Raw genomic sequence first — 21,389 nt, forward strand, 5'->3', positions numbered from 1 at the left:
CCGCACCATCCACCACCGCACCCAGCAGACCCCCACCCACCCACGACGACACGTGGAACATCACCAGCGATGCCGGCAGCAACACCACCGACACCGAACCCCCACCCTTCTGACCGACGTGGTCTACCCGACGAACAGGCCAAGACAGAGACGTCCTGGCCCATCGCTCAGATCAACCGGTGCCGCACAAAGGTTGAGTTCACCCACCCCACAAATCGGTCGCGCTTTTACCGGAACAGAGTGAACTCGACGTGCGCCGTTCACTGACGGCAGCAAACGGCGCGGGAAATGCCCGTTGCGCTAAGCGCTATGGAGTGCAGAAGAACGGAGTGCAATCAATCGTTACCGGAATAACGCACCCGGATGTCAGGGTGACAATGAGAGTCAAGATCAAGAGGAGCACTAGCTTTGCGCTGCGATGTGACATGGAGAACCCCTTCGACCAAGTGAAGATCCGTGCGAATACTGTAAGCCCTCAGCCGATATCAAGAATTCAAAATGCGCGAATATCCTGGCCTCCTTTAAAGGCCCGAGCGAAGCCAAAAGCGACCAGTGATCACTGCAATACAAGCGTCGGCGTAGTCGGGCAAACCAAGATCAATTAACCAGCATTGCAGTCGCCCTTTACGCCGACTAAGTGAGGCTCCTGCCTTTTCCCTTTGCTGGAGATGCACGCCACCGCTAAAAGCAGTCGACAAAGTTCGCTTCCGCACCATAAGTCGAATTACCACTGCGGCTGAACGGGGAGTCATTGCCATTCCCGCCGTCATTGAACTCAGCGATTGCTCGATTGACACCTGCATGGTGAAGCACCGACCGGACCACGCGCCCACGACCGCGGCGAGTCAGCTCACTATGCTCGACGCCATGGCGAGCGTGTTCACCAAGATCATCAACGGGGAGCTTCCCGGCCGGTTCGTCTACGAAGACGACGACATCGTCGCCTTCCTGACGATCGCCCCAATCACACAGGGCCACACGCTCGTTGTGCCCCGAGCGGAGATCGACAACTGGCAGGACGTCGAGCCGGCGGTCTTCGGGCGCGTCATGGAGGTGTCCCAGTTGATCGGCAAGGCCGTAGTCAAGGCGTTCCCCGCCGAGAGGGCCGGCGTGATCATCGCCGGACTCGAGGTGCCACACCTGCATGTGCACGTCTTCCCCACCAACGACCTCGCCGATTTCGGGTTCGCCAACGCCGACCAGAACCCGTCGCCGGAATCCCTTGACGAAGCCCAGTCCAAAATCAGGGCGGCGCTGACTCAGCTGACCTGAGCCGCCACATCGGCGATGCGCGGCAGGCTCACCCTGAACGTGCAACCCTGCCCCGGCGCTGTGGTGACGTCGACCGTCCCGCCGTGGGCCAGAACCAGCGAGTCGACGATCGACAATCCCAGCCCTGTGCCGCCGCTCGCCCGAGTGCGTGACGAGTCTGCGCGATAGAACCGTTCGAACACTCGGTGCGCATCCTCTTCCGTCATACCCGGCCCCTCGTCGCACACCTCGAGCACCGCGCGGTCGCCCGCGGTGCCCACCCGCACCGTGACCCCAGCGGTTTCAGGGGTGTGCTGAAGCGCGTTGGCCATCAGATTGCCCAGCACCTGGCGCAACCGGGCTTCGTCGCCGAGCACCTCCGGGGTGCCTGGCCCCTCGATCACCTCCAACCTGATGGTTCGCTTCGGGGCGATGGATCGCGCGTCGTGGACGGCGTCGGTGGCCAGAGTCAGGAGATCGACGCGCCGATGCTCGAGCGGGCGCTGCGCGTCGAGGCGGGCAAGTAGAAGGAGGTCCTCCACGAGCAGGCCCATCCGGCCGGACTCGCTCTCGATGCGGCTCATCAGCATCTCGACGTCGCGTGCCGCACCCTGCCGGTACAACTCGGCGAATCCACGGATGGTGGTCAGAGGCGTGCGCAGCTCGTGGCTGGCGTCGGTGATGAACCGTCGCATCCGCTCCTCGGAAGTGCGGGCCTGCTCGGCGGAGGCCTCCGAACCCGCCATGGCGGTCTGGATCTGGGCGAGCATGCCGTTGAGCGCCAACGACAATCGGCCCACCTCAGTGCGCGGATCACGCTGTGGGACACGGCGATCGAAGTCGCCGGAGGCGATCGCCGCGGCGGTCTGCTCGACTTCGACCAGCGGGCGCAGGCTGCGGTGCACCACCGCATAGCCGACCACCCCGAGCACCACCAACACCGCCAGCCCGATCCCCACCTGTGCATAGATCAACTCGCGCAAAGTCGTTTGCACAGAGGAGAAGTCGACGGCGACAGTGACCACCCCCTCGGGGCTGCGGACCGTCATCGCGCGCCACTGCACATCGGAGCCGCCGAGCGACCCGATGGTGACCGGTTCGGCGCCCACGTCGTTGTTCGCGGGCAGCGCGGGTTCGGCATCTCGGTCGTTCACGGCGATCCAGATGTGTCCGTCGGCACCGACGCCGCGGACGTAGAAGTTCGTCGGTGGCCGTGCGGGATTCGGACTTTCCAGCGCATCGTCGGCCCCTTGGCGCGGCGCCTGGGCCCACCCTCGCGAGGCATCCAGCAGTTCTTGGTCGACGCGGTTGCTCAAGGTGTGGCGCAGGATCGTGGTGACCGCCACGCCAGACGCGAGCAGACCGCACGCCACCAGCAACAAGGTGGCCGCCACCAGCGCCACCCTCAGTGGCAGGCGTGCGGTCATCTACTCATTGTCGGCATTCTTCGTCACCGCTGCTCACGCAGCACGTACCCGACACCGCGCAGCGTGTGCAACAGACGCTTTTCGCCCGTGTCGATCTTCCGGCGCAGGTAGGACACATAGGACTCGACGACGTTGACGTCGCCGCCGAAGTCGTAGCGCCAGACGTGGTCGAGGATCTTGGGCTTGGACAGCACCGTTCCCGCGTTGATGATGAAGTACCGCAGCAGCGTGAACTCCGTCGGCGACAACGAGACCGGCTCCCCCGCCTTCCACACTTCGTGGGTGTCCTCGTCCAGTTCGATGTCGGCGAAGGACAGCCGGGAGTTTCGGGGCTCCTCGACGCCGCGGCCAGAGCGCCGCAGGATCACCCGCAACCGGGCCACCACCTCTTCGAGGCTGAACGGTTTGGTCACGTAGTCGTCACCGCCGAGGGTGAGGCCGGCGATCTTGTCCTGGAGCGAGTCACGCGCGGTGAGGAACAGTGCGGGGGCGTCGATACCGTCAGCGCGCAGTCGTCGCAGCAGACCGAAGCCGTCCATCCCGGGCATCATCACGTCGAGGATGACGGCATCCGGGCGTATCTCACGCGCCTTGTCCAGCGCGGCGGCTCCGTTGGAGGCGGTGTAGACCTCGAAGCCTTGAAACTTCAGGCTGACGGACAAGAGCTCGACGATGTTGGCCTCGTCGTCGACGACGAGGATCTTGGCCTCCGGTGTGCTCTCGGGTAGTGCAGGCATGGCCACCTGATTCACTGTCCACATCTTGCCGGTGATATTCCTGCCAGCAGGCTGTGTACTTCCTGTGAGTTCTTGATCTTGCGCCGTCCATAGACTGAAGTCATGAACTTCGGCAAAGCGCTGACCGATATCGCGACCGCACCGGCGCGAGCCGCCCTGGCGGTCGCCGACGCGGGGCTGGCCATGGCGACCGGGGCGGTGAGCATGGCTCAGCGGACGCTCGGCGAAGCCGCCGAGGGTCGGCCCGGATCGGCATCGTTCGCCACCATGCTGGGCCTCAACGACGCCGTCGAACGGGCGAATCGGCTGGCACGTCTGATGGACGACGACGCCCCGCTGGGCCGGGCGTTGGCCCCCAACGGACCGCTGGACCGGTTGCTGCGACCGGGCGGACTGATCGATCAGCTGACCACCGAGGGTGGCCTGCTTGATCGGGTGACCGCGGAGAACGGTGCGGTCGCGAGGGCCGTGGCCCCCGGGGGGCTGGTGGACCAGCTGATGGCCGAGGGCGGTCTGGTGGACAGGATGACGACCGACGACGGTGCTCTGTCGCGGGTGATCGCACCGGGCGGGTTGGCCGATCAGCTGCTGGCCAACGATGGTCTCGTCGAACGGGTGCTGCGTGAGGACGGCGTGGCCGACCGCTTACTGGCCGAGGACGGCCTGCTGGACACGCTCACCGATCCAGACGGTCCGCTGCTCAAGCTCGCCGACGTCGCCGACACGCTGAACCGGCTCGCGCCCGGCCTCGAAGCGCTGGCGCCGACGATCGACGCGCTGCACGACGCCGTCGTGACGTTGAGCCAGGTCGTCAATCCGCTGAGCAATATCGCTGACCGGATTCCGCTGCCCGGCCGACGGCCGCGCGCCAGGACGTCGTCAAGGACAGTGACCTCTCAACGCATCATCGACGTCGAGGAGTGAGCTCAGGCGTCGGCCTCGATGGCCTTGATCGCCGCTGACACGCTCTCCGGAGTCGGGGGCTGGTCTTCGGGCTGCCAACGCTGCAGCAACAACACCACCGCTCCCCGCAGCATCCGCACATAGTCGTCGACATCGGATTGCTTGTAGGACTCGATGCGCTGGGCGATGTCGGGCACCAGCGGTTTGATCGCGGTGGCGATGCTCAGGCCGAGGCCCCCTGCGGTCGCTCCTTTGTCGAGCAGCGTCAGGAGTTGCTCGACCTCGGACCGCGTGAGGCCCGGGTACACCTGTGGGAAGTCGGCGAGTAGATCGTCCTTGACAGTCACGGGCAGCGGAGTTCCCCGAACCGACGACCCGATAAACTCGATGCCCGCAGGCCTCCTTAGCTCAGTGGTAGAGCACTCGCCTTGTAAGCGAGCGGTCGTCAGTTCAATCCTGACAGGGGGCTCAAATCGTTCATGGGACCCAGCGCCGGCCGCCCTGTCGGTGTGGCTTCATAGCGTCCGTCGTGTGAGGCAATGCCGGGCTTGGGGTTCAGCGCTCTCGAAACGCAGCCAGAAGGTCTACTGCAGTAACGCTTGTCAGGCGGCGGCGCGACGCGTCAGCAGCACCAAGCGTTGGCTCGAATCCGGGGAGACGTGGATCGATGGCCGCCGCGAACACTACATTCGGCGGTATCTCCTTGACGCTCAATCGGGTTGCTGCGCAATATGTGGCGGAACCGGCGTCTGGCTGGATCAACCGCTCGCGTTTGTGGTGGACCACATCGACGGCGATCCGACGAACAACTGTCGGGAGAACTTGCGAATGGTATGTCCGAATTGTGACTCGCAGCTACCGACTTACAAGAGCAGAAACCGGGGCAACGGGCGCTTTTACCGTCGGCAGCGATTCGCCAAGGGTGAGTCTTATTGAATCAGCTCGCAGCGGCGAGGAAAGATGCCTTGACCTGACTTCTCAACGTTTCCAACGCCTTTGCGAGTAGGCGCGACACATGCATCTGTGAACAGCCGATCTGCGCGGCGATCTGGCTCTGCGTCATGTCCTCGAAGAAGCGCAACGTCAGCACGTCGTGTTCGCGGCTCGGGAGGGCCGCGATCAACGGCCGCACCGTCTCGACGTCGAGCACCTTGTCGAAGCCGGTGTCGTCACCGCCGAAACTGTCACCTATGGACGTCGAGTCGTCATCGCGCATCGCCGGTATATCGGTCGACAGCGTCGAATAGTTCGACCCGGCGATCGCCGCCTGCACCACCTGCTCGCGATCGACCCCGAGATGCTCGGCGATCTCGGTCGCGGTCGGTGCGCGTCCTAGGCCCTGCGCCAGCTTGGCGGACGCTTTGTTCACGCGCATCTGGAGGTCTTTGACGGTGCGCGGGACTTTCACCGCCCACGCGTGGTCGCGGAAGTGCCGACGGACCTCGCCCATCATCGTCGGTACGGCGAAAGACAGGAATTCCGCTCCGTTGTCGACATCGAACCGATTCAAAGCATTGACCAGCCCGACACGAGCTGCCTGCACAAGATCCTCGTGTGCTTCACCGCGGTTGCGGTAGCGACGTGCGATGTGGTCGGCCAACGGCAGGCACCGCTCACAGATCAAATCGCGTTGCCGGTGATAGGCGCTCGACCCGTCGTCGAAGGTCTTGAGCTGACGAAACATCTCTGTCACGTCTGAATAGTCGGAGTTTGGTCCAGCCACGGGTACGTCCGTCCCTAGAAAATGAAAACGCGGCTCGCGGATCTGAACCTGACCAACCCGTATACCCGGGTAATGACCAGCCGAAACCCGCCGGCGACGCGACCGGGCGGCGGTGGGCGGCACAGTGCATGCCGACGGCTTTTAAGCTGCTGGTCATGGACGTCTGGACCAGGAACAACATCAGGATCGTTGGCCGCGCCAGCGGTCCGACGCTTCTCCTGGCCCACGGTTTCGGCTGTGACCAGAACCTGTGGCGGCTCATCGTCGACAGACTGCAGGCGGACTTTCGCATCGTGTTGATGGACCACGTCGGCTCCGGCGCGGCGGACCCGAAGGCCTGGGACGACACCAAGTACTCATCGCTGGACGGCTACGCAGACGACATCGTCGAAATTCTGCGCGAACTCGACCTGCGCGACGTGGTCTTCGTCGGGCATTCGGTGGCGGCGATGATCGGAGTCCTCGCCGTCATCAGGGAGCCCGACCGAATCGCCAAGCTGGTCATGGTCACTCCCTCGCCCTGCTACATCGATGACGACGACTACCACGGTGGGTTCTCCAGGGCCGACATCGACGAACTTCTGGAGTCCCTTGAACTGAACTACCTCGGTTGGTCGCATGCCATGGCCCCGGTGATCATGGGTAATAGCGACCGGCCGGAGCTGGCCGAGGAACTCGAATCGAGCTTCTGCCGAACCGATCCCCACTGCGCGCGGGTGTTCGCCCGCGCCACATTCCTGGCCGACAACCGCACCGACCTCCCGCGAGTCCCGGTGCCCACGCTGATCCTGGAGTGCTCCGAGGATGCGATCGCACCGCGATCCGTCGGAGCGTATGTGCACCAACATATTTCAGGTAGTCATCTGGTCACACTCGACGCCACCGGCCATTGCCCCCACGTCAGCGATCCGGATGTCACGGCCCAAGCGATCGCGGAGTTCGCTCTTCCGACATGACCGGGTTCGATTTCGACGATCACTGGGAGAACGCGCCCACCGGGAACGCGATCGCCCATCCGGACGGCCGCATCATCCGAGCCAACGCGACACTGGCCAATTGGCTGGGCTACGAGCGTAATAGCTTGCACGGCAAGCTGATCACCGACTTGTTGACCGTCGGGGGACGCGTGCACTACGACACCCATTTCCGGGCGATCCTGCGGATGAGCGGAAAACTCGATGGCGTGACGGTGGATTTCCTGACCGCCGACGGGGCGCGGCTACCGATATTCCTCAGCGCCAACATGAAGTTCGACGCCGAAGGACATCCGGAACTGATGCGCGTCAGCGCGGTCGACGCCAAGGATCGCCGATCCTACGAGCGGGAACTGCTCGCACAGCGCGAGCGCGCCGAGACCGAACGCCGACGGGTGCAGGTGTTCGCCGAAACCTTGCGCCGCTCACTGCTTCCGCCGCTTCTCGCGCCGCCGCCGGGGCTGGACGCCGCCGCTTACTACCACACCGCATCGGACGACGACGTCGGCGGCGACTTCTACGATCTGTTCCCGCTGTCACGCTCCACGTGGGGGTTCTTCCTCGGCGACGTCGCCGGTAAAGGGGTCGATGCCGCCGTGGTCGCGGGACTGGCACGGTATGTGTTGCGCTCGGCCGCGGTCGCCGACCACGATCCGGTGAAGGCGCTTCATGTGCTCAATTCGGTGCTGATGCAGGACGTCGAAATCGGCGGCAACCGGCTGTGCACGGTGATCGACGGAAACCTCACCATGAGCGGCGACGGTTTCGACGTCGAAGTCGCCAGTGGCGGTCATCCCCCACCGCTGCTTCTCAGCGCCGACGGATCGGCCCATTACGCCGACACCGTCGGGGGTCATGCCGCCGGGATCACCGATGACGCGCGGTTCGTCGCCCACAAGTTCCATCTGGCGCCCGGGGACACCATGGTGCTTTACACCGACGGTTTGACCGAGGCCAACACCGGAATCGGCCGTCGGCGCTATGACGACGAGGGCGCCCTGCTCGCGTTTCTGGACGCCCGCGCACCCGCCACCGCGGACACCGTCGTCCACGCGCTGAAGGAACTCCTCACCAGCTTCGGGCGCGGACTCAAGGACGATGCAGCAGTTCTCGCGCTCGGCGTGCCTGCGATCGCCTAGTCATGTCTCGTCGGCGACGTCGTGACGGTCCTGATGCCCACCGGGAGCGTCCGGATCGTCGTCGCGGTGGTCCAGGTCGTCCTGCAGTGCGCGCTGTTCCTCGGTGACCTTGGTGGCGTCCATCGGATTCGCCGGCGGATCGTTCTGCGTTGACATCCGATCAGGATCGACCGACGGCGCTCGGACAAAACCCCTGATGTGACCAGAAGTACATTGCTAGGACGCTAACTATTAGCACACGATGGAGTTGTGTCCACGTCAATGCCGGTCCGGGTCGACCCGCTCGCGCTCGAACAGCAGGTGTGCTTCGCGCTTGCGGTCACCCATCGGGCCGTGCTGGCGGTGTACCGCCCCCTGCTCGAACCGCTGGGCCTCACCCATCCCCAGTACCTCGTCATGCTGGCGCTGTGGGACCACTACCGGACCGGAGCGACGGGACCGCCTCCCACGAAGCCGCTGTCGGTCAAAAACATTGCAAGCGCTCTGCAACTCGACTCGGCGACGCTGTCGCCGATGCTCAAACGCCTCGAGTCGCTCGGCTTCATCACCCGGACACGCAACGCCGTCGACGAACGCGCCACCGACGTGCGGCTCACCGAGGAAGGTGTGCGGCTACGGCGCCGTGCGCTGGAGATACCGCCTGCCGTCGTCGAGCGCCTCGGTGTCGACCTCGCCGAACTCGAAGCGCTTCGCAACGTGTTGAACCGCGTGAACACCGCCGCCCTCGCCGCGGGCGCACTCGACAACTGACCAACTCAAGGAGGATCTGTGGCTGCCGCCCGCCCCAACATCGTTCAATACATCACCTATTCGTACGGACGCCGGCTTCCGGATTCCATGCGCGAGTGGGTGGCGCGCGACCTGGCCGGCCCCGGCGCGCTGCGCCGCCACATGATCCGGATGGCGATCCCACCTCTGTTCGTGCTGGCTCCGTTCTGGCTGCTTCCGGCATCGCTGTATGTACACCTGGAAATGACTGCACCGATCTACATCTGGGCGATCCTGATGGCACTCGCGCTGAACAAGATCTGGCGTCGGCACCGTCTGACTCAGCACGGGCTGGACCAGAACCTGGTCGACGAGATCAAACGCAAGAAGGACGCGCGGATGCACGAGGACTACATCCGCCGCTTCGGCCCCCGTCCGGAAGAGGCGCGCTGGCAGCAGAACAGCAGTCCCTTCTAGCGTCCCGCCCGCCTACGACAGCAGTGTCTGACCCAGGTAGCCGCCCGATTCGGTTCCCGGCAGGATCGCGAATGTCGCCGACCCGATCGTCGTGATCCACTCGTTCAACGCATCGGCCGCAGCGAGCCGACGCTGCACCGGTGTGAACTGCACGGCCGGATCACGTTGGTACGCAGCGAAGATGAGCCCGCTCTCCGTGACGCGCCCGGCGGGCGGCGAATCGTCGTAGTTGTAGGGCCTGCGAAGAAACCGTTCGTCGTCGCGGTGCGGACGGGCCAGCGCGATGTGCGCGTTCGGCGGAATCACCGGGATGCCGTCCTCGGCCGCATCGAAGTCCGGCGCATCGTCTTCCCGGCTCCCGGTCAATGGGGCGCCGTTGTCGAGGCGACGGCCGACGCTGAGTTCCCTGCTGGCTCGGTCGAGTTCGTCCCAGGTGTCCATCTCGGCGCGAATCCGTCGAAGGACCAGAACAGTGCCGCCGGCGAACCACGGCTGATCGTCACCGTGGTCCCAGACGTGTCGACCGAAACCCGCCTCGTCGACGATGTTGGCGGTCCCGTCGATCTGGCCCATCAGATTTCGCATGCTGTGCGCACCCGAGCCCGCCGCTTGACGAAATCCCTTCTGCCGCCATCGCTGCCGGGTCATGGCGCGCACGTTCTTCAGCAGGACCCGGCTGGTGTGGGCGACGGTGATCGGGTCGTCGGCGCAGACCTGCAGCAGTAGGTCACCGCCGCACCACTGCGGCTCGAGCCGGTCGGTGGCGAAGGCCGGCGGCTCAGCCACCGCGCGGGGGCGACGACGCCCGAGCCCGATCCGGTCGAACAGGCCCGCTCCGACACCGACGGTGACGGTGAGCCTGGCCGGCCGTTGCGCCAGTTCGGGTTCGGTGTCGGCCAACGCGGGAACGCCTTGAGTCAATCGCTCGGCGTCCGACGTCCACAGTTTCAGCACCGCCGCCAATGTCTCCCGCGGACTGCGATGAGGCTGCGGTGCGAGGTCGAGGGCGACGAACAACGCGTGCGCCTGCGGGGGCGTCACGACACCGGCCTGATGCTCGCCGTGAAACGGTTCGACGGCCCGGTCAACGGCTTCAGTGGCAACGGCGGACTGGGCGATCCCGCTGTGCGTCAGCGTCGCCCCCGCCGCCACCGCGACGGCGCCGCCCGCGAGAAGACGACGCCGGTTGAGGTGAAACCGACCGTCCGCCACTCCGTCACCCATGGTCATGGTGCGGCGCGGGACCACCGGCGGACGGCTGGTAATCCTCGTTAGCACCGGCGAAGTCACGCACCTGGGCGGTGACCGGCAGCGTCGAGCCGTCCTCGAACTCGACGGTCAGTGTCACCTCGGAACCGGGCAGCAGTGGCTCTTTGAGGTCCATCAGCATCAGATGATCTCCCCCCGGGACCAGGGCGTGTGAGCCTCCGGCGGGGATCACCAGACCTCCGTCCTTGGAGCGCATCGTCCTGGCACCCGCATCGGCCGAGACTTCGTGCACCTCGACCCGTTCGGCCGCATCCGACCGTCCCGAAACAATGCGTGCGTCGTGGTGTCCGGCGTTGGTGAGCGTGCCGAACACCGCGGCCATACCGGTCTGCGCCGAACTGGCCCACTGGTCGGCAAGGGTTACCTCCGAGGCCATCGGCCCTTCGTCGTGTTGCCCGTGTGTGGTGCAACCGGCGACGACGGTCGCTGCGATGAGGAGTAGTAGCCCGTGAAAGATCCTGTCAGACATCGGCTTTCGCCTCCTCCGTCACGCCCCGCTTCTTGACCGCTGCGACGATGAGATCGACGACCAGGAACGCGGCGAGGCTGAGGCCGAACAACGGCAACGCCCAGCCCACCGCCACCGCGCCGGCGATGAGCAATGCGATCACCCCCGGGTGCATTCCCCGCAGGACGCCTCGCAGCGGCGGACGGCCCGCCGCCCACCCCGATCCCCTTGTCGGCCTGCGTTGCCACCACATGAGGTAACCGCGGACGACGATCGTGATCAACCCGATTGCGGTGAGCGCCAACACAACCTGGTTCACAACCCCGAACAGCACACCCATGTGCGCGTCGATCGCCCAGTTGGTGAGTTTGGCCAGGAACGGCCAGTCGGCTTGATTCACCCGGTCGATGATCGCTCCGGAATCGGGATCCACCGAGACCGCGTCGTATCGAGTGGGCCAGTCACGCTTGTTCTCCGCGACTTCCCAACCCTGGCCGTCACCGCTCGGCGGATACATCCACATCGGGCCGGACAGGCCGGCGGCAAGCGCCGCGCTCAGCGCGGCATCTGCACCGTGCGGCGCGAGATCATCGCCGCCGACGGCGGTCCCTGGGTCGTGATGCCCGTGCCCCGCCCCGGTGTGGGCCGACTGCTTGAGTGCGGTGTTTACCGACGGCTCACTGGTGTTCAGCCTTTCCTGCAGTAGGTTGACCGTCTCGCCGCCGTACCGCGACCAGGTGATGCCGGTGACCGACAGCCCGAGTAGCGCAACGATGATCCAGACCCCCACCGCGCCATGCCAGGAGAGGGTGCGGCGACGGCCCGTCTTGTCGCGGTCCGGGAGCGCGATCCGACGCAGTTTCCCGGTATCGCGGCGGTGCAGGTACCACAGCGCCAGGCCCGCGAGTGCGATCACCCACAACCAGCTCGCCGCAAGCTCGCTGTAGTTGCGGCCCACCGCACCGAGATGCAGGTTGCGGTGCAGTTCGTCGAACCATGCGCGAACCGGCAGCCACTGGCCGTACGTGGTCAGCTCGCCACGGATCTGGCCACTGTAGGGGTCGACGAACACCGTTCTCGCATAGTCGGGCGGCACGTCGTCCACGGCGAGCACGACGCGGGTGGTGTCATCAACCGCGACGGGCGGGCTGATTCGCTCCACCACCCCGTCGGGATACGCGGCACGCACGGCGCGCAGCTGTTCGGCGAGGGGTAGTCGGTGCTCGCCGACGTCATCGACGGTCACCGTCTCGCGGAAGACAGTCTCGTCGATCTGCGGAATGACCGCGTACAACAATCCGGTGACAGCGGCGATCAGGATGAACGGGCCGACGAAAACGCCGGCATAGAAATGCAATCGAAGTAGCAGTGGACGCACGCCGCGCTGACGTTGACGCGCGGGCGTACCGAGGGTGGGGGTCGTTGTCATGAATGGCAAACCTTCAGCCGGCGGCCCGGCGAGCACACTCGTCGAGCCGGATATTGAGGTGAGGTGAGGTACGTCGAAAGCCGCGACATCTGTCGCGGCCGATCTCGATGCGCGGCGGGGCTAAGCCGCCGTTGCCAACCTCTGCGGCGGAGCGCGCATGCCGAGCCCGTAACTGAACAGGACGGATTCGGCGACAACGGTTTTGACGACACGACGCACCCGCCGCACGCGCGGACGCGGTCCGGACGTGGCGAAGATCCGCAGCCACTGCAGCACGGATACACCGACGACGTAGAGGTATTCGACGGCGGCGATCGCCGCACCCAGGACGACCGCGGCGCCGACGTGGGCCGCGGTCATCGCGGGCGTCAACCCCAGGGCGGCGCCCGCGTGGACATGGCCGCCAGCGACGACGAAGGACAGGTGGCCGAGGAGCTGCGCCAGGATCAGCGCGCCGACAGCGCCGAACAGCCGCGCGTGGCGACCGTCGAGCGCGGGCCGCGCAACCACGGCTCCGACGGTGGCGCACACGAGCATCGCGACGATCAGGGCGGATCCGCCTGGGAGCCGGCCGCCGGCGAACGTGTGCGCGGCCGCGGTCAAGACGGCAGAACACGCACCGACCAGACCCCCGCGCACCCAACGTGCGCGCGACTTCGGCGTGTTCACCTGCCGAACTCTACCGTCGGCGCTGCCCGGTCAGCCCTCGACCACCACACCCGCGGCGGCCTCCATCGGCTTCACCACCGCGGTGAAGTCGGATTCGGGCCCCTCGCTGGACATCGTCGCCTCCCAGACCTGGGCCACGGCGTCGGCGAGTTCGGTCGGCAGGCCCAGCGCCTTGGCCTCGTCGAGGTAGAGCCGGACGTCCTTGACCATCAGCCCCGTCGCGAACCCATAGTCGAACGTGCGGGGCAGCACCGCCCGCGGGAACTTGTCTCGACTGGCATGGGTGCCACCGGAACCCGCGTTGAGCACATCGATCATCACCCGGGCGTCGAGCCCGGCCTTCACACCGGCGACCATCGCCTCGGCGGTGACAGCCAGCGTCGTCGCCGCGATCACGTTGTTGACGAGCTTCATCGTCTGAGCCGCACCGGGCTTCTCACCGACGAACGTCACCCGCCCGAGTGTTTCGAAGACCGGTGCGCACATCTCGTAGTGCGCCCGCGGCCCCGACACCATGATGGCCAGTGTCCCCGCCTCGGCCCCGTGCACACCGCCGCTGACGGGGCTGTCGAGCGCGGCGATCCCGCGCCCGGCCAACAGCGCGCTGTTGCGCTGCGCGGCTTGGCTTCCCACCGTCGAGAGATCGATGAAACGTTCAGCCGAAGTCCCGTCGGCGATGTCGGCGGCGACGGACTCCGACGCCTGCGGGTTCGGCAGGCTGGCCAGAATCGTCGGCACGCGGTCGGCGACCTCGCGCACCGAGGCCGCGCGCTGCGCCCCGGCTTCGACCGCCCTGTCGACCACCTCGGGGCGGCTGTCGCACACCACCACCCGATGCCCGGCCGCCCGCAGGCGGGCCGCCATCGGGAAGCCCATGTTGCCGAGTCCGATGAAGCCGATGTCCATGTCGCGGTCTACCGCTGTTCGGCGTCGTCGTCGAAGGCGGCGCGCGCGATGCGGAATGCCTCCACCGCGGCCGGCACACCCGCATACACCGCGACCTGCATGAAGATCTCGCGGATCTCGTCGCGTGTCACGCCGTTGGTGAGCGCGCCCCGGACGTGGGTGCGAAGTTCGTTGGGGCGGTTCAACGCCGCGAGCATGGCGAGGTTGAGCATGCTGCGCGTCTTGCGGGACAGGCCCTCGCGGCCCCACACCGCTCCCCAGCAGTACTCGGTCACCAGGTCCTGGAACGGCCCGGTGAAGTCGTCGGAGCCGTCCGCGGCCTTCTGCACATAGGCCTCACCGAGCACCGCCGTGCGGATCTCACGGCCCTTGTCGTACACGTCTTGGTCCACCACTCGAGAGTGGCAGACCGCGACGGGGACCGCTCAGCCGGCCGGCGCGGGCGCGGGCGCGGGTGCGGGTGCCGCGAACGGCGCCGGCGCGGGCGGTGGTGCCGGCACAGCCAACGGGGCCGGTGGGGGCGGGGGCGCCGGAGCCGGCTCGAGACGCGCCACCGCGTAGGCCGCACCCTCGGCGGGCATCCCGTTCACCAGGTAGGAGTTGTGCGCGAAGCTCGGAAGACCGATGGGAGCGCCGTTGCAGATCGTGTCGCCCTCGGCGCACAGGCTCAGCGTCTTGTCCTGATACGACGGTCCGATGACGATCGCGGGTGCCCCGGCGTCGGTCAGGAACTGATCCGAGGGCCGGCCGAACAACACCACGGCGGCCACGTGGTCGCCGACTTCCTCGGACATCGGCTCGGGGATGAACTCGCGGTACTCAGCCGGTATCTCCTCGGGGATTTCCGCAGAGGTCACATAGCCGGCCACCGCAGCGCCCTGAGAGAACCCGCCGAGCACGATCTCCGTGTCCGGGCACGCCGCCGCCGTCGACTCGACTTTCTGTCCCGCATCCCGAATCCCGTCGACGACCGTGCGGGCGAACTGGATGCGGTTGCCGAAGTCGCCGCTGGCCAGGTAATTCACCGGGTACACGTCGATCGACCGCGGGCCGGCCTGGGCGCGCAGCTGGTCGATGAATGCCTGCCCCACCCCGCCGACACCGATCGGCTCGCCGGTTCCCCGCGCGAACACCACCTGCACATCCGGACAGGCGGGTGGCGGGGCGGGGGGGGGGGGTGGAGGCGGCGGTGGTTGGGCCGCCGCGAGGGGAATCGTTCCGGTCAGCAACGCCGCGAACGGCACCACCAGACCCAGCATCCGAGCGATTCGTCGAGCGCCCATGCCACCACTCCTATGTGTGAGTCGACCGATTGCGACGTTCGTCATACCCGCTTTGATTCGCGACCAACCAACCGTTTCACGAGGGAATCTTCTCGCCACCCGCCTCACTGATCTTGACCAACATCTTGCCGATGTTGGCGCCGGTGAACAAGCCGTTCATGGCGTCGACGCAGGACTCGATGCCCTCGAAAATCGTTTGGCGATGCACCAGCCGCCGCTCGTCTGCCCACTGGCGAAGAGGCCCGAACGCCTCCTCGAACCGTCCCCATTCGTCGAGCGCGTTGAACCCCTGCATCAGCGCCGTCTTCGACAGGAGGTTGACGTAGTTGGCCGGGCCGGGATGTTCACCGGTCAGGTAGCTCGAGATGACGCCGCACAACACCACCCGCGCTTTATGGGCCAGGCGGCCGAGCACCGCGTCCAGGATCGGCCCGCCGACGTTGTCGAAGTACACGTCGACGCCCTTGGGGCAGTGCTTTTTCAACGCCGCGGGCACGTTGCCTTCGCGATAGTCGATGCACGCGTCGAATCCGAAATCCTCGACGACGGCACGGCACTTCTGAGGTCCGCCCGCGATGCCGACCACCCTGGCCCCGGCGATTTTGGCGATCTGGCCCGCGACCGAACCGGTGGCACCCGCTGCCGCCGACACCACCACGGTCTCCCCCGGCTGCGGCTTGCCGATCCCGACCATTCCGAAATAGGCCGTCGCGCCGGTCGGGCCGTACACCGACATCACCGCAAGTTGGTCGACGTCGGGGCCGGGCACCGGAGTGGTGAAGATGTCGTCGCGGCTGATGACGTACTCCTGGAACCCCGTCAGCGTCGTCACGACGTCGCCGACGGCGTAGGCATCGCACCGCGACGCCACGACCTCACCGATGCCCGCCGCGCGAATGACCTCTCCGAGTTGCACCGGGGGCAGATAGCCGGGCTGGTCGTTGAGCCAGGTGCGGGCCGCGGCGTCGATGCCGATGTAGGTCGTGCGCACCAACGCCTCACCGTCGGCGGGCTCGGGTGCCGGCGCGGTGATCAACTCGGTGTCGGCGGGCTGGACCAGTCCGACGGGTCTGCGGCGCAACACGATCTGGCGGTTCATCAGCTCGGCCACGAGGCGAACCTACCCAATGTCTGCGCCGCGGTGGGCGCCTGTCGACTCGACGATCTCACGTACGAACCTTCGACTGGCCAGCAGGTAACAGGCGATCGCGACCACCTGGAACACCGGCACGATCAGCAGGGCCCGCCCCAGCGACATCGCACCGAGGTCGTCCTTGAGCGCATCGCTGATGACACCGGTGAGGAACGGGCCCGCCGACCCGACGATGGCGCCGAAGAACAGGAAGATCGCCGAAGCCGTCGCGCGCTGTTCGGGCCGGGCCAGTCGTTGGATGGCCGCGATGGACGGCGCCATGTACGCCGTGCCGACGACGTAGCTCAGCGAGATGAACCATATGCACAGCGTCCGGTCGCCCACCGTGAACGCCAGCGCCGAGAACGGCACCATCGCAGCGGTCATCGCGGCCACCAGCCACAACAGCCACCGCGGATCGGAGGCCGACAACCGGTCCGCGACCCGGCCGACGACCAGAAGGCCGAGGATGCCCGTCAGCCCGCTGGCGATGCCGTACTGCACCCCGACCTCGCCCAACTCCATACCGCGGGTCCGGACCAGATAAGCGGGGGCGAAGGCCGTCAACGAGTAGCCGGCCACCGAGATGCACGACGCGCCGACGACGACGCCCACGAAGCTGCCTTTGCGCAGCAGATCCCAGGTCTTGGCAGGGACAACGGCGTCGACTTGGGGGGTGGTCGGCATCGACTGCCTGCGCCCGAGCGCGATGAGGACCAACGGCGCGACCGCCACGCTGATCGCCCCCATCACCACGAAAGCCATTCGCCAGCCCAGGGTTTGCGCCAACAGGCCGCCGCCGATCAGGCTGGCCGCGCTGGCCAGTGGGATCGCCAGCGTGATCACGGCCAGCGGCGCCGCGCGACGCTCCGGTGCGAAGTTGCGCGCGACATAGGCGTGTGCGGCCGGTGTGCTGCCGGCCTCACCGATCGCCACGCCCACGCGGGTGAGCGCCAGTTGAAGACCCGACTGCACCGCGCCGCCCAACATCGTCATCGCGCCCCACAGCGTCAGGCACGTCGACACCACCAGCCCGAACGCGCCACGGTCGGCGATCCGGGCGATCAGCAGGCCGAGCACCGCGTAGACGGCCAGGAAGCCGAACCCGTTGATCACGCCGAGCGCGGTGTCGGACAGGTCCAGTTCGGCCCTGATCGGTTCGGCGAGGACCGCGGGCAGGAACCGGTCCGCGTAGTTCAGCGTCCCGACGATCGCGAGCAGGGCGACCGCAACCCAGGCTCGCCGCGCGCTGTGGGTGCCGCTGACCGGAGCGAGCTGTGCAGTAGCCATGTCGTGGGCAGCTTTCCAGAACTTCGTCGCGGACCCGGGATTAATTGGATTTCAAGGGGGTAAATAACCGGCATGCCCGAAGCCGAAGAAGTCACCGCGGTCGCGATCTGCGGCGGATGTGGTTACCCGACACTCGGGCCGAACCTGTGCTCCTACTGCCAAGCCATGACCGCCGATCCGGCCGCCGCCTGACGGGCTGGCCGGCAGCTAGTTCACGGGGACGTCGAGGATCGGGTGCTGCCGGTGCGCGCCCGGTGCGTCGAAATGCCACCACTCGCCGGCGTAGACGGTGAGCCCGCCCGCGGCCATCGCGTCGCGCAGCCGTTCGCGGTTGGTCTGAGCCGCCGAGCTGACCCCGTCCGTGGCGTACGCGTTGGCGCGCGAAGTGAACTCGTCGAAGCCGGTGCCCATGTCGACGAGCGCACCGTCACGGGACAGGGTCACGTCCACCGACAACGCCGCTTCATGGCTGCTGGCATAGGGACCGGGTCGGGCCACCCACCCGGGGTCGGAGACAGCCTCGAACATCCGCACCTGTACGTCGTGCGGGCGGTAGCAATCCCAGAACACCAGCACCTCCCCGCCGGGGCGTAATGCGTCGGCGGCCGCCGCCAGGCCGGGTGCCATCGACTCGTGGACCAGACACCGCGCATCGGCGGGATAGAGCTGCGCGCCGACGAAGTTGTCCGTCGTCGCGTAACGCAGGTCGATCACCGCGTCGGGCACGACGGTGCGGACATCGACGAGTCCGGCCGCCCGGGCCGCATCGGTCAGCGGCGGCACGGGTGCATCCGGTGTCGCGGTGGCGACGCCGGTCGGCCACGCCAGGACCACGGCCACCGCCGCCGGGCCCGCCCAGGCACCACGCATTTCGCCTCGCTTCCGGACTGGGGTAGTCGCCTACGCTAGTCGGCTTCCCCGGCGCAACCGAGCATCGAAGTGTCGTCACGCCGAGGAGGTCACCATGAGCGTCACCATCAACGACCGGCAGAGCCCGACGGTGTTCGAGGCCGACGTGCCGACCCTCTCGTACGAGGACGCGCCCGATGCGTATGAAGCACACCGGCGGATCGCCGAGGCGCGCAGCGCCGGACCGGTCGCGATCGGCGCTCACGGACCCGAGTTGTTGAGCTACGAGACCGTCCGGGCGGCCCTGCGCGACCACCGCATGTGCGTGCCGCCGGGACTCGGGTTGGAGGCCCAGGGCATCACCTCCGGCCCGCTGTGGGATCGCGCCGTCACAACGCTGCTCAGCGTCAACGGTGAAACGCACGCCCGGCTTCGGCGCCTGGTGTGCAAGGCGTTCACGCCACGCTCGGTGGGCCGGCTGGAGACGACGATCACCGGAATCATCACGGATCTGGTGGACCCGCTGGTGGCGTCGGGACGGTGCGAGGTCGTTGCGGACATCGCACGTCCGTATCCGGTTCCGGTCATCGCCGAGCTGCTCGGCGCCCCGAGCGAGGACTGGAAGTTGTTCTCCGAGTGGGCCGATGACTTCTTCAAGCTGTTTCAGTGGAACGCGGCCGAACACGCGCCGGCGATCCTGCAGGCGTGGGCCGAACTCGACGACTACGTCGACGGGATGGTCGCCGAGCGCCGCACGACGCTGACCGACGACTTGATCTCGGAGCTGATCCGCGCCGAGGACGACGGCGACCGGTTGAGCATCGAGGAACTGCGCATGCTCGCGGCCGGCATCTTGATGGCGGGCACCGACACCACCCGCAACCAACTCGCCGCCGCGGTGGACGTGCTGTGCGACCACCCGGACCAATGGGAACTGCTGGCCGAGCATCCCGAATTCGCGATGAACGCCGTCGAGGAACTGATGCGGTTCTATCCGGTGGTGTTCGGGGCGATGCGAATGACGTTGGAGGACGTCGAGTACGGCGGCGTGACCCTTCCCGCAGGCACGTTCGTCCTCGTGAACACGGCCGGGGCGAACCGCGATCCTGCCGTGTACGACGACCCCGACCGCCTGGACATCACCCGGCAGGGCGCCGCGCCGATGCAGAGCTTCGGCGCCGGTGCGCACTACTGCCTCGGCGCGAACCTGGCCCGGCGGGAACTGGCCGAGGCGCTCGTCGTGATGAGCAGCCGCATGCGCAACGTGCGGCGTGCCGGGCCCGCGAGCTGGAAGCCGCTGGTGGGCATCACCGGCCCTGCGACGCTTCCGATCGCGTTCGACCCGCGCTGACCTGCGGCAAAGCACCGGCCATCTCGGTGGTGGTCTGGCCGAGGCCTGCGGCCCGGCGCAGTTCGGTGAAGGCGGCGATGAACGCGTCCGTCGCGGTGTGGACGTCGTCGAACGCCAGGTCGTCGCAGAGCACCGAGATGTTGAGCTGGTCGACGTAGCTCCACACCGTCATGTTCATCGCGGAACCGGCGGCCAGGGGACCGACCGAGTAGATCTCGGTGACGACCGCACCGGCGATCCGGCCGCGCTCGCGGGGTCCCGGCACGTTCGACACGATCAGGTTGAACAACTGGTTCGGCCCCTCGCGCCGGGACATCCATCGGAAGGTGGCGCGCGCCGCCGCGGGCGGTACGTAGCGCAGGCCCTTGCCGACGGTGGCCGGGCCGAGTGACTCGTTGTCCTCTTTGGCCATGCGCGAGGCCGTCCGGATCAGGCGGAGCCTTTCGCACGGATCGGCGATCTGAACCGGCAGAGACACCAACATGGTGCTCAATTCGTTGCCGGTGATGCGGTGAGGCGAGGTGTCGGTCGCGGCCGGAACCGAGGCGATCAACGCCCGCTCGGCGACCCCCTCACGCGTGATGAGCAACGTGCGCAGTCCGCCGGCGGCGATCGCGAGCACCACATCGTTGACGGTCGCCTCGAGGTGCCTGCTCGTCGCTTTGACCTCATCGAGCGAGAGGGTGGCGGTCGCGAACGCGCGCCCGGCCGAGAGCTTGCGGTTGAGGAAGGTGGGAGGCGGGTTGAACCGTTCGGCGAGTTCTGGATGGCGACGGCGCTGACGCGCTTGCCGCTGAAGTCGGTAGGCGCCCACGGCAATCTCTTTGACAACGCCGGGCAGGCTCGCGAGTTCGCTGAGGTGGTCACGTGCGGCGAACACGAGCAGGGCTGGGGCCGAGAGTGTTTCGGAGTCGCCTGCGGAACGGGACTCGCTGCCGCCGGTGCCTGACCATTCCATCGCGCGGGCCATCAGGTTCGCCGACGCGACACCGTCGGCCAACGCATGGTGCACCTTGCCGATGACCGCGACGCGGTTTTCGGCGAGGCCTTCGGCGTAGTACAGCTCCCACAGCGGTCGGCCGCGATCCAACGGGGTGCTCGCGATCTGACCGATCAGCGCGTCGAGCCCCGCACGCCCGCCCGGTTCCGGGACCGCCACTTTTCGGACGTGATAGCCGAAGTCGATGGCCGCGCCTTGCCGCCACACCGGCCGATGCAGGTGAAGTGGAACGTCGACGAGTTCGTACCGAAAGGGGTCGAGGTCAGGTAGGCGCTCGCGGAAGGTCTCGAGGAACGCGTCGAACGTCGGCTCGCCCTCGAACCGCGAGGTGTCGACAACGGCGATCTTGAGCGTGTGCTGGTGCACGTTCGGGGTTTCGCTGGACAGCAGCAGCGAGTCCCAGCCGCTGAGGCGCTTCACGTGG

General features: G+C 66.9%; 23 protein-coding genes and 1 tRNA gene. 8 read left to right on the forward strand and 16 right to left on the reverse strand.

The window, feature by feature from the left end; translation table 11 throughout:
- Window positions 1-867: 867 nt before the first annotated feature.
- Window positions 868-1,272 carry an HIT family protein gene (locus AU072_RS04540; RefSeq protein ID WP_064412826.1) on the forward strand — a complete coding sequence of 135 codons (405 nt, stop codon included), beginning with the start codon at window positions 868-870 and terminating at the stop codon, window positions 1,270-1,272.
- Here the strand turns inward: AU072_RS04540 and AU072_RS04545 are convergent.
- Both AU072_RS04545 and AU072_RS04550 read right to left on the reverse strand, forming a co-directional pair.
- Window positions 1,260-2,678: a sensor histidine kinase gene (locus AU072_RS04545; protein WP_064412685.1), complete on the reverse strand. Its 1,419-nt coding sequence runs from the start codon at window positions 2,676-2,678 to the stop codon at window positions 1,260-1,262. The genes AU072_RS04540 and AU072_RS04545 overlap by 13 nt on opposite strands.
- A 23-nt stretch (window positions 2,679-2,701) precedes the next feature.
- Window positions 2,702-3,439, reverse strand: coding sequence for a response regulator transcription factor (locus tag AU072_RS04550; protein WP_174523790.1), 738 nt, complete (start codon window positions 3,437-3,439; stop codon window positions 2,702-2,704).
- 78 nt (window positions 3,440-3,517) lie between these two features.
- On the opposite strand from AU072_RS04550, the gene AU072_RS04555 reads away from it, so the two are divergent.
- Window positions 3,518-4,339 (forward strand): hypothetical protein, encoded by an 822-nt coding sequence (locus AU072_RS04555; RefSeq protein WP_064412686.1) that lies wholly within the window; start codon window positions 3,518-3,520, stop codon window positions 4,337-4,339.
- A gap of 2 nt (window positions 4,340-4,341) precedes the next feature.
- Here AU072_RS04555 and AU072_RS04560 read toward each other — a convergent pair whose 3' ends face one another.
- Window positions 4,342-4,665 carry a hypothetical protein gene (locus AU072_RS04560; protein WP_064412687.1) on the reverse strand — a complete coding sequence of 108 codons (324 nt, stop codon included), beginning with the start codon at window positions 4,663-4,665 and terminating at the stop codon, window positions 4,342-4,344.
- A 50-nt stretch (window positions 4,666-4,715) separates the two neighbouring features.
- Here AU072_RS04560 and AU072_RS04565 point away from each other — a divergent pair.
- Window positions 4,716-4,787, forward strand: a tRNA-Thr gene (locus AU072_RS04565).
- A gap of 468 nt (window positions 4,788-5,255) precedes the next feature.
- Here the strand turns inward: AU072_RS04565 and AU072_RS04570 are convergent.
- Window positions 5,256-6,041 carry a SigB/SigF/SigG family RNA polymerase sigma factor gene (locus tag AU072_RS04570; RefSeq protein ID WP_082680940.1) on the reverse strand — a complete coding sequence of 262 codons (786 nt, stop codon included), beginning with the start codon at window positions 6,039-6,041 and terminating at the stop codon, window positions 5,256-5,258.
- A gap of 155 nt (window positions 6,042-6,196) precedes the next feature.
- Here AU072_RS04570 and AU072_RS04575 point away from each other — a divergent pair, with 155 nt between their 5' ends.
- Window positions 6,197-6,997, forward strand: a complete 801-nt coding sequence (locus AU072_RS04575; RefSeq protein WP_064412689.1) for an alpha/beta fold hydrolase — start codon at window positions 6,197-6,199, stop codon at window positions 6,995-6,997.
- Window positions 6,994-8,154 carry a SpoIIE family protein phosphatase gene (locus AU072_RS04580; protein WP_064412690.1) on the forward strand — a complete coding sequence of 387 codons (1,161 nt, stop codon included), beginning with the start codon at window positions 6,994-6,996 and terminating at the stop codon, window positions 8,152-8,154. The genes AU072_RS04575 and AU072_RS04580 overlap by 4 nt, the downstream gene beginning before the upstream one ends.
- Here the strand turns inward: AU072_RS04580 and AU072_RS28240 are convergent, their stop codons facing one another.
- On the reverse strand, window positions 8,155-8,310 hold the full coding sequence (locus AU072_RS28240; RefSeq protein ID WP_165595623.1) for a hypothetical protein: 156 nt from the start codon (window positions 8,308-8,310) through the stop codon (window positions 8,155-8,157).
- A 105-nt stretch (window positions 8,311-8,415) separates the two neighbouring features.
- On the opposite strand from AU072_RS28240, the gene AU072_RS04585 reads away from it, so the two are divergent.
- Window positions 8,416-8,904: a MarR family winged helix-turn-helix transcriptional regulator gene (locus tag AU072_RS04585; protein ID WP_064412691.1), complete on the forward strand. Its 489-nt coding sequence runs from the start codon at window positions 8,416-8,418 to the stop codon at window positions 8,902-8,904.
- Window positions 8,905-8,922: 18 nt separating this feature from the next.
- Window positions 8,923-9,339: a DUF5313 domain-containing protein gene (locus AU072_RS04590; RefSeq protein ID WP_064348016.1), complete on the forward strand. Its 417-nt coding sequence runs from the start codon at window positions 8,923-8,925 to the stop codon at window positions 9,337-9,339.
- Between the two features lie 12 nt (window positions 9,340-9,351).
- Here the strand turns inward: AU072_RS04590 and AU072_RS04595 are convergent, their stop codons facing one another.
- The 10 genes from AU072_RS04595 to AU072_RS04640 form a co-directional block, all read right to left on the reverse strand.
- The gene (locus AU072_RS04595; RefSeq protein WP_064412827.1) at window positions 9,352-10,563 is read right to left on the reverse strand and encodes a Dyp-type peroxidase; all 1,212 of its coding nucleotides are present in this window, start codon (window positions 10,561-10,563) and stop codon (window positions 9,352-9,354) included.
- Complete coding sequence (locus AU072_RS04600; protein ID WP_064412692.1) at window positions 10,556-11,077, reverse strand: copper chaperone PCu(A)C; 522 nt, start codon at window positions 11,075-11,077, stop codon at window positions 10,556-10,558. Before AU072_RS04600 ends, AU072_RS04595 begins: the two co-directional genes overlap by 8 nt.
- A complete protein-coding gene (locus tag AU072_RS04605) occupies window positions 11,070-12,485 on the reverse strand; it encodes a PepSY-associated TM helix domain-containing protein (protein ID WP_064412693.1) in 1,416 nt (471 codons plus the stop codon). The genes AU072_RS04600 and AU072_RS04605 overlap by 8 nt, the downstream gene beginning before the upstream one ends.
- 120 nt (window positions 12,486-12,605) lie before the next feature.
- Window positions 12,606-13,154 (reverse strand): hypothetical protein, encoded by a 549-nt coding sequence (locus AU072_RS04610; protein WP_064412694.1) that lies wholly within the window; start codon window positions 13,152-13,154, stop codon window positions 12,606-12,608.
- Between the two features lie 30 nt (window positions 13,155-13,184).
- A complete protein-coding gene (locus AU072_RS04615) occupies window positions 13,185-14,060 on the reverse strand; it encodes an NAD(P)-dependent oxidoreductase (RefSeq protein ID WP_064412695.1) in 876 nt (291 codons plus the stop codon).
- 8 nt (window positions 14,061-14,068) lie between these two features.
- Window positions 14,069-14,452: a 4-carboxymuconolactone decarboxylase gene (gene pcaC / locus AU072_RS04620; RefSeq protein ID WP_064412828.1), complete on the reverse strand. Its 384-nt coding sequence runs from the start codon at window positions 14,450-14,452 to the stop codon at window positions 14,069-14,071.
- 33 nt (window positions 14,453-14,485) lie between these two features.
- Window positions 14,486-15,343 carry a cutinase family protein gene (locus AU072_RS04625; protein ID WP_082680939.1) on the reverse strand — a complete coding sequence of 286 codons (858 nt, stop codon included), beginning with the start codon at window positions 15,341-15,343 and terminating at the stop codon, window positions 14,486-14,488.
- A 76-nt stretch (window positions 15,344-15,419) separates the two neighbouring features.
- Complete coding sequence (locus AU072_RS04630; protein ID WP_064412829.1) at window positions 15,420-16,442, reverse strand: NADP-dependent oxidoreductase; 1,023 nt, start codon at window positions 16,440-16,442, stop codon at window positions 15,420-15,422.
- A 21-nt stretch (window positions 16,443-16,463) separates the two neighbouring features.
- Window positions 16,464-17,765, reverse strand: coding sequence for a spinster family MFS transporter (locus AU072_RS04635; protein WP_064412696.1), 1,302 nt, complete (start codon window positions 17,763-17,765; stop codon window positions 16,464-16,466).
- Window positions 17,766-17,972: 207 nt separating this feature from the next.
- Window positions 17,973-18,635: a M15 family metallopeptidase gene (locus AU072_RS04640; RefSeq protein ID WP_064412697.1), complete on the reverse strand. Its 663-nt coding sequence runs from the start codon at window positions 18,633-18,635 to the stop codon at window positions 17,973-17,975.
- A 94-nt stretch (window positions 18,636-18,729) separates the two neighbouring features.
- Here AU072_RS04640 and AU072_RS04645 point away from each other — a divergent pair, with 94 nt between their 5' ends.
- Window positions 18,730-19,965 carry a cytochrome P450 gene (locus AU072_RS04645; protein ID WP_064412698.1) on the forward strand — a complete coding sequence of 412 codons (1,236 nt, stop codon included), beginning with the start codon at window positions 18,730-18,732 and terminating at the stop codon, window positions 19,963-19,965.
- Here AU072_RS04645 and AU072_RS04650 read toward each other — a convergent pair.
- On the reverse strand, window positions 19,922-21,385 hold the full coding sequence (locus AU072_RS04650; protein WP_064412699.1) for a WS/DGAT/MGAT family O-acyltransferase: 1,464 nt from the start codon (window positions 21,383-21,385) through the stop codon (window positions 19,922-19,924). The genes AU072_RS04645 and AU072_RS04650 overlap by 44 nt on opposite strands.
- Between the last annotated feature and the right edge of the window lie 4 nt (window positions 21,386-21,389).

Source organism: Mycolicibacterium novocastrense, from assembly GCF_001499835.1.
GTDB classification, from domain to species: Bacteria; Actinomycetota; Actinomycetes; order Mycobacteriales; family Mycobacteriaceae; genus Mycobacterium; species Mycobacterium novocastrense.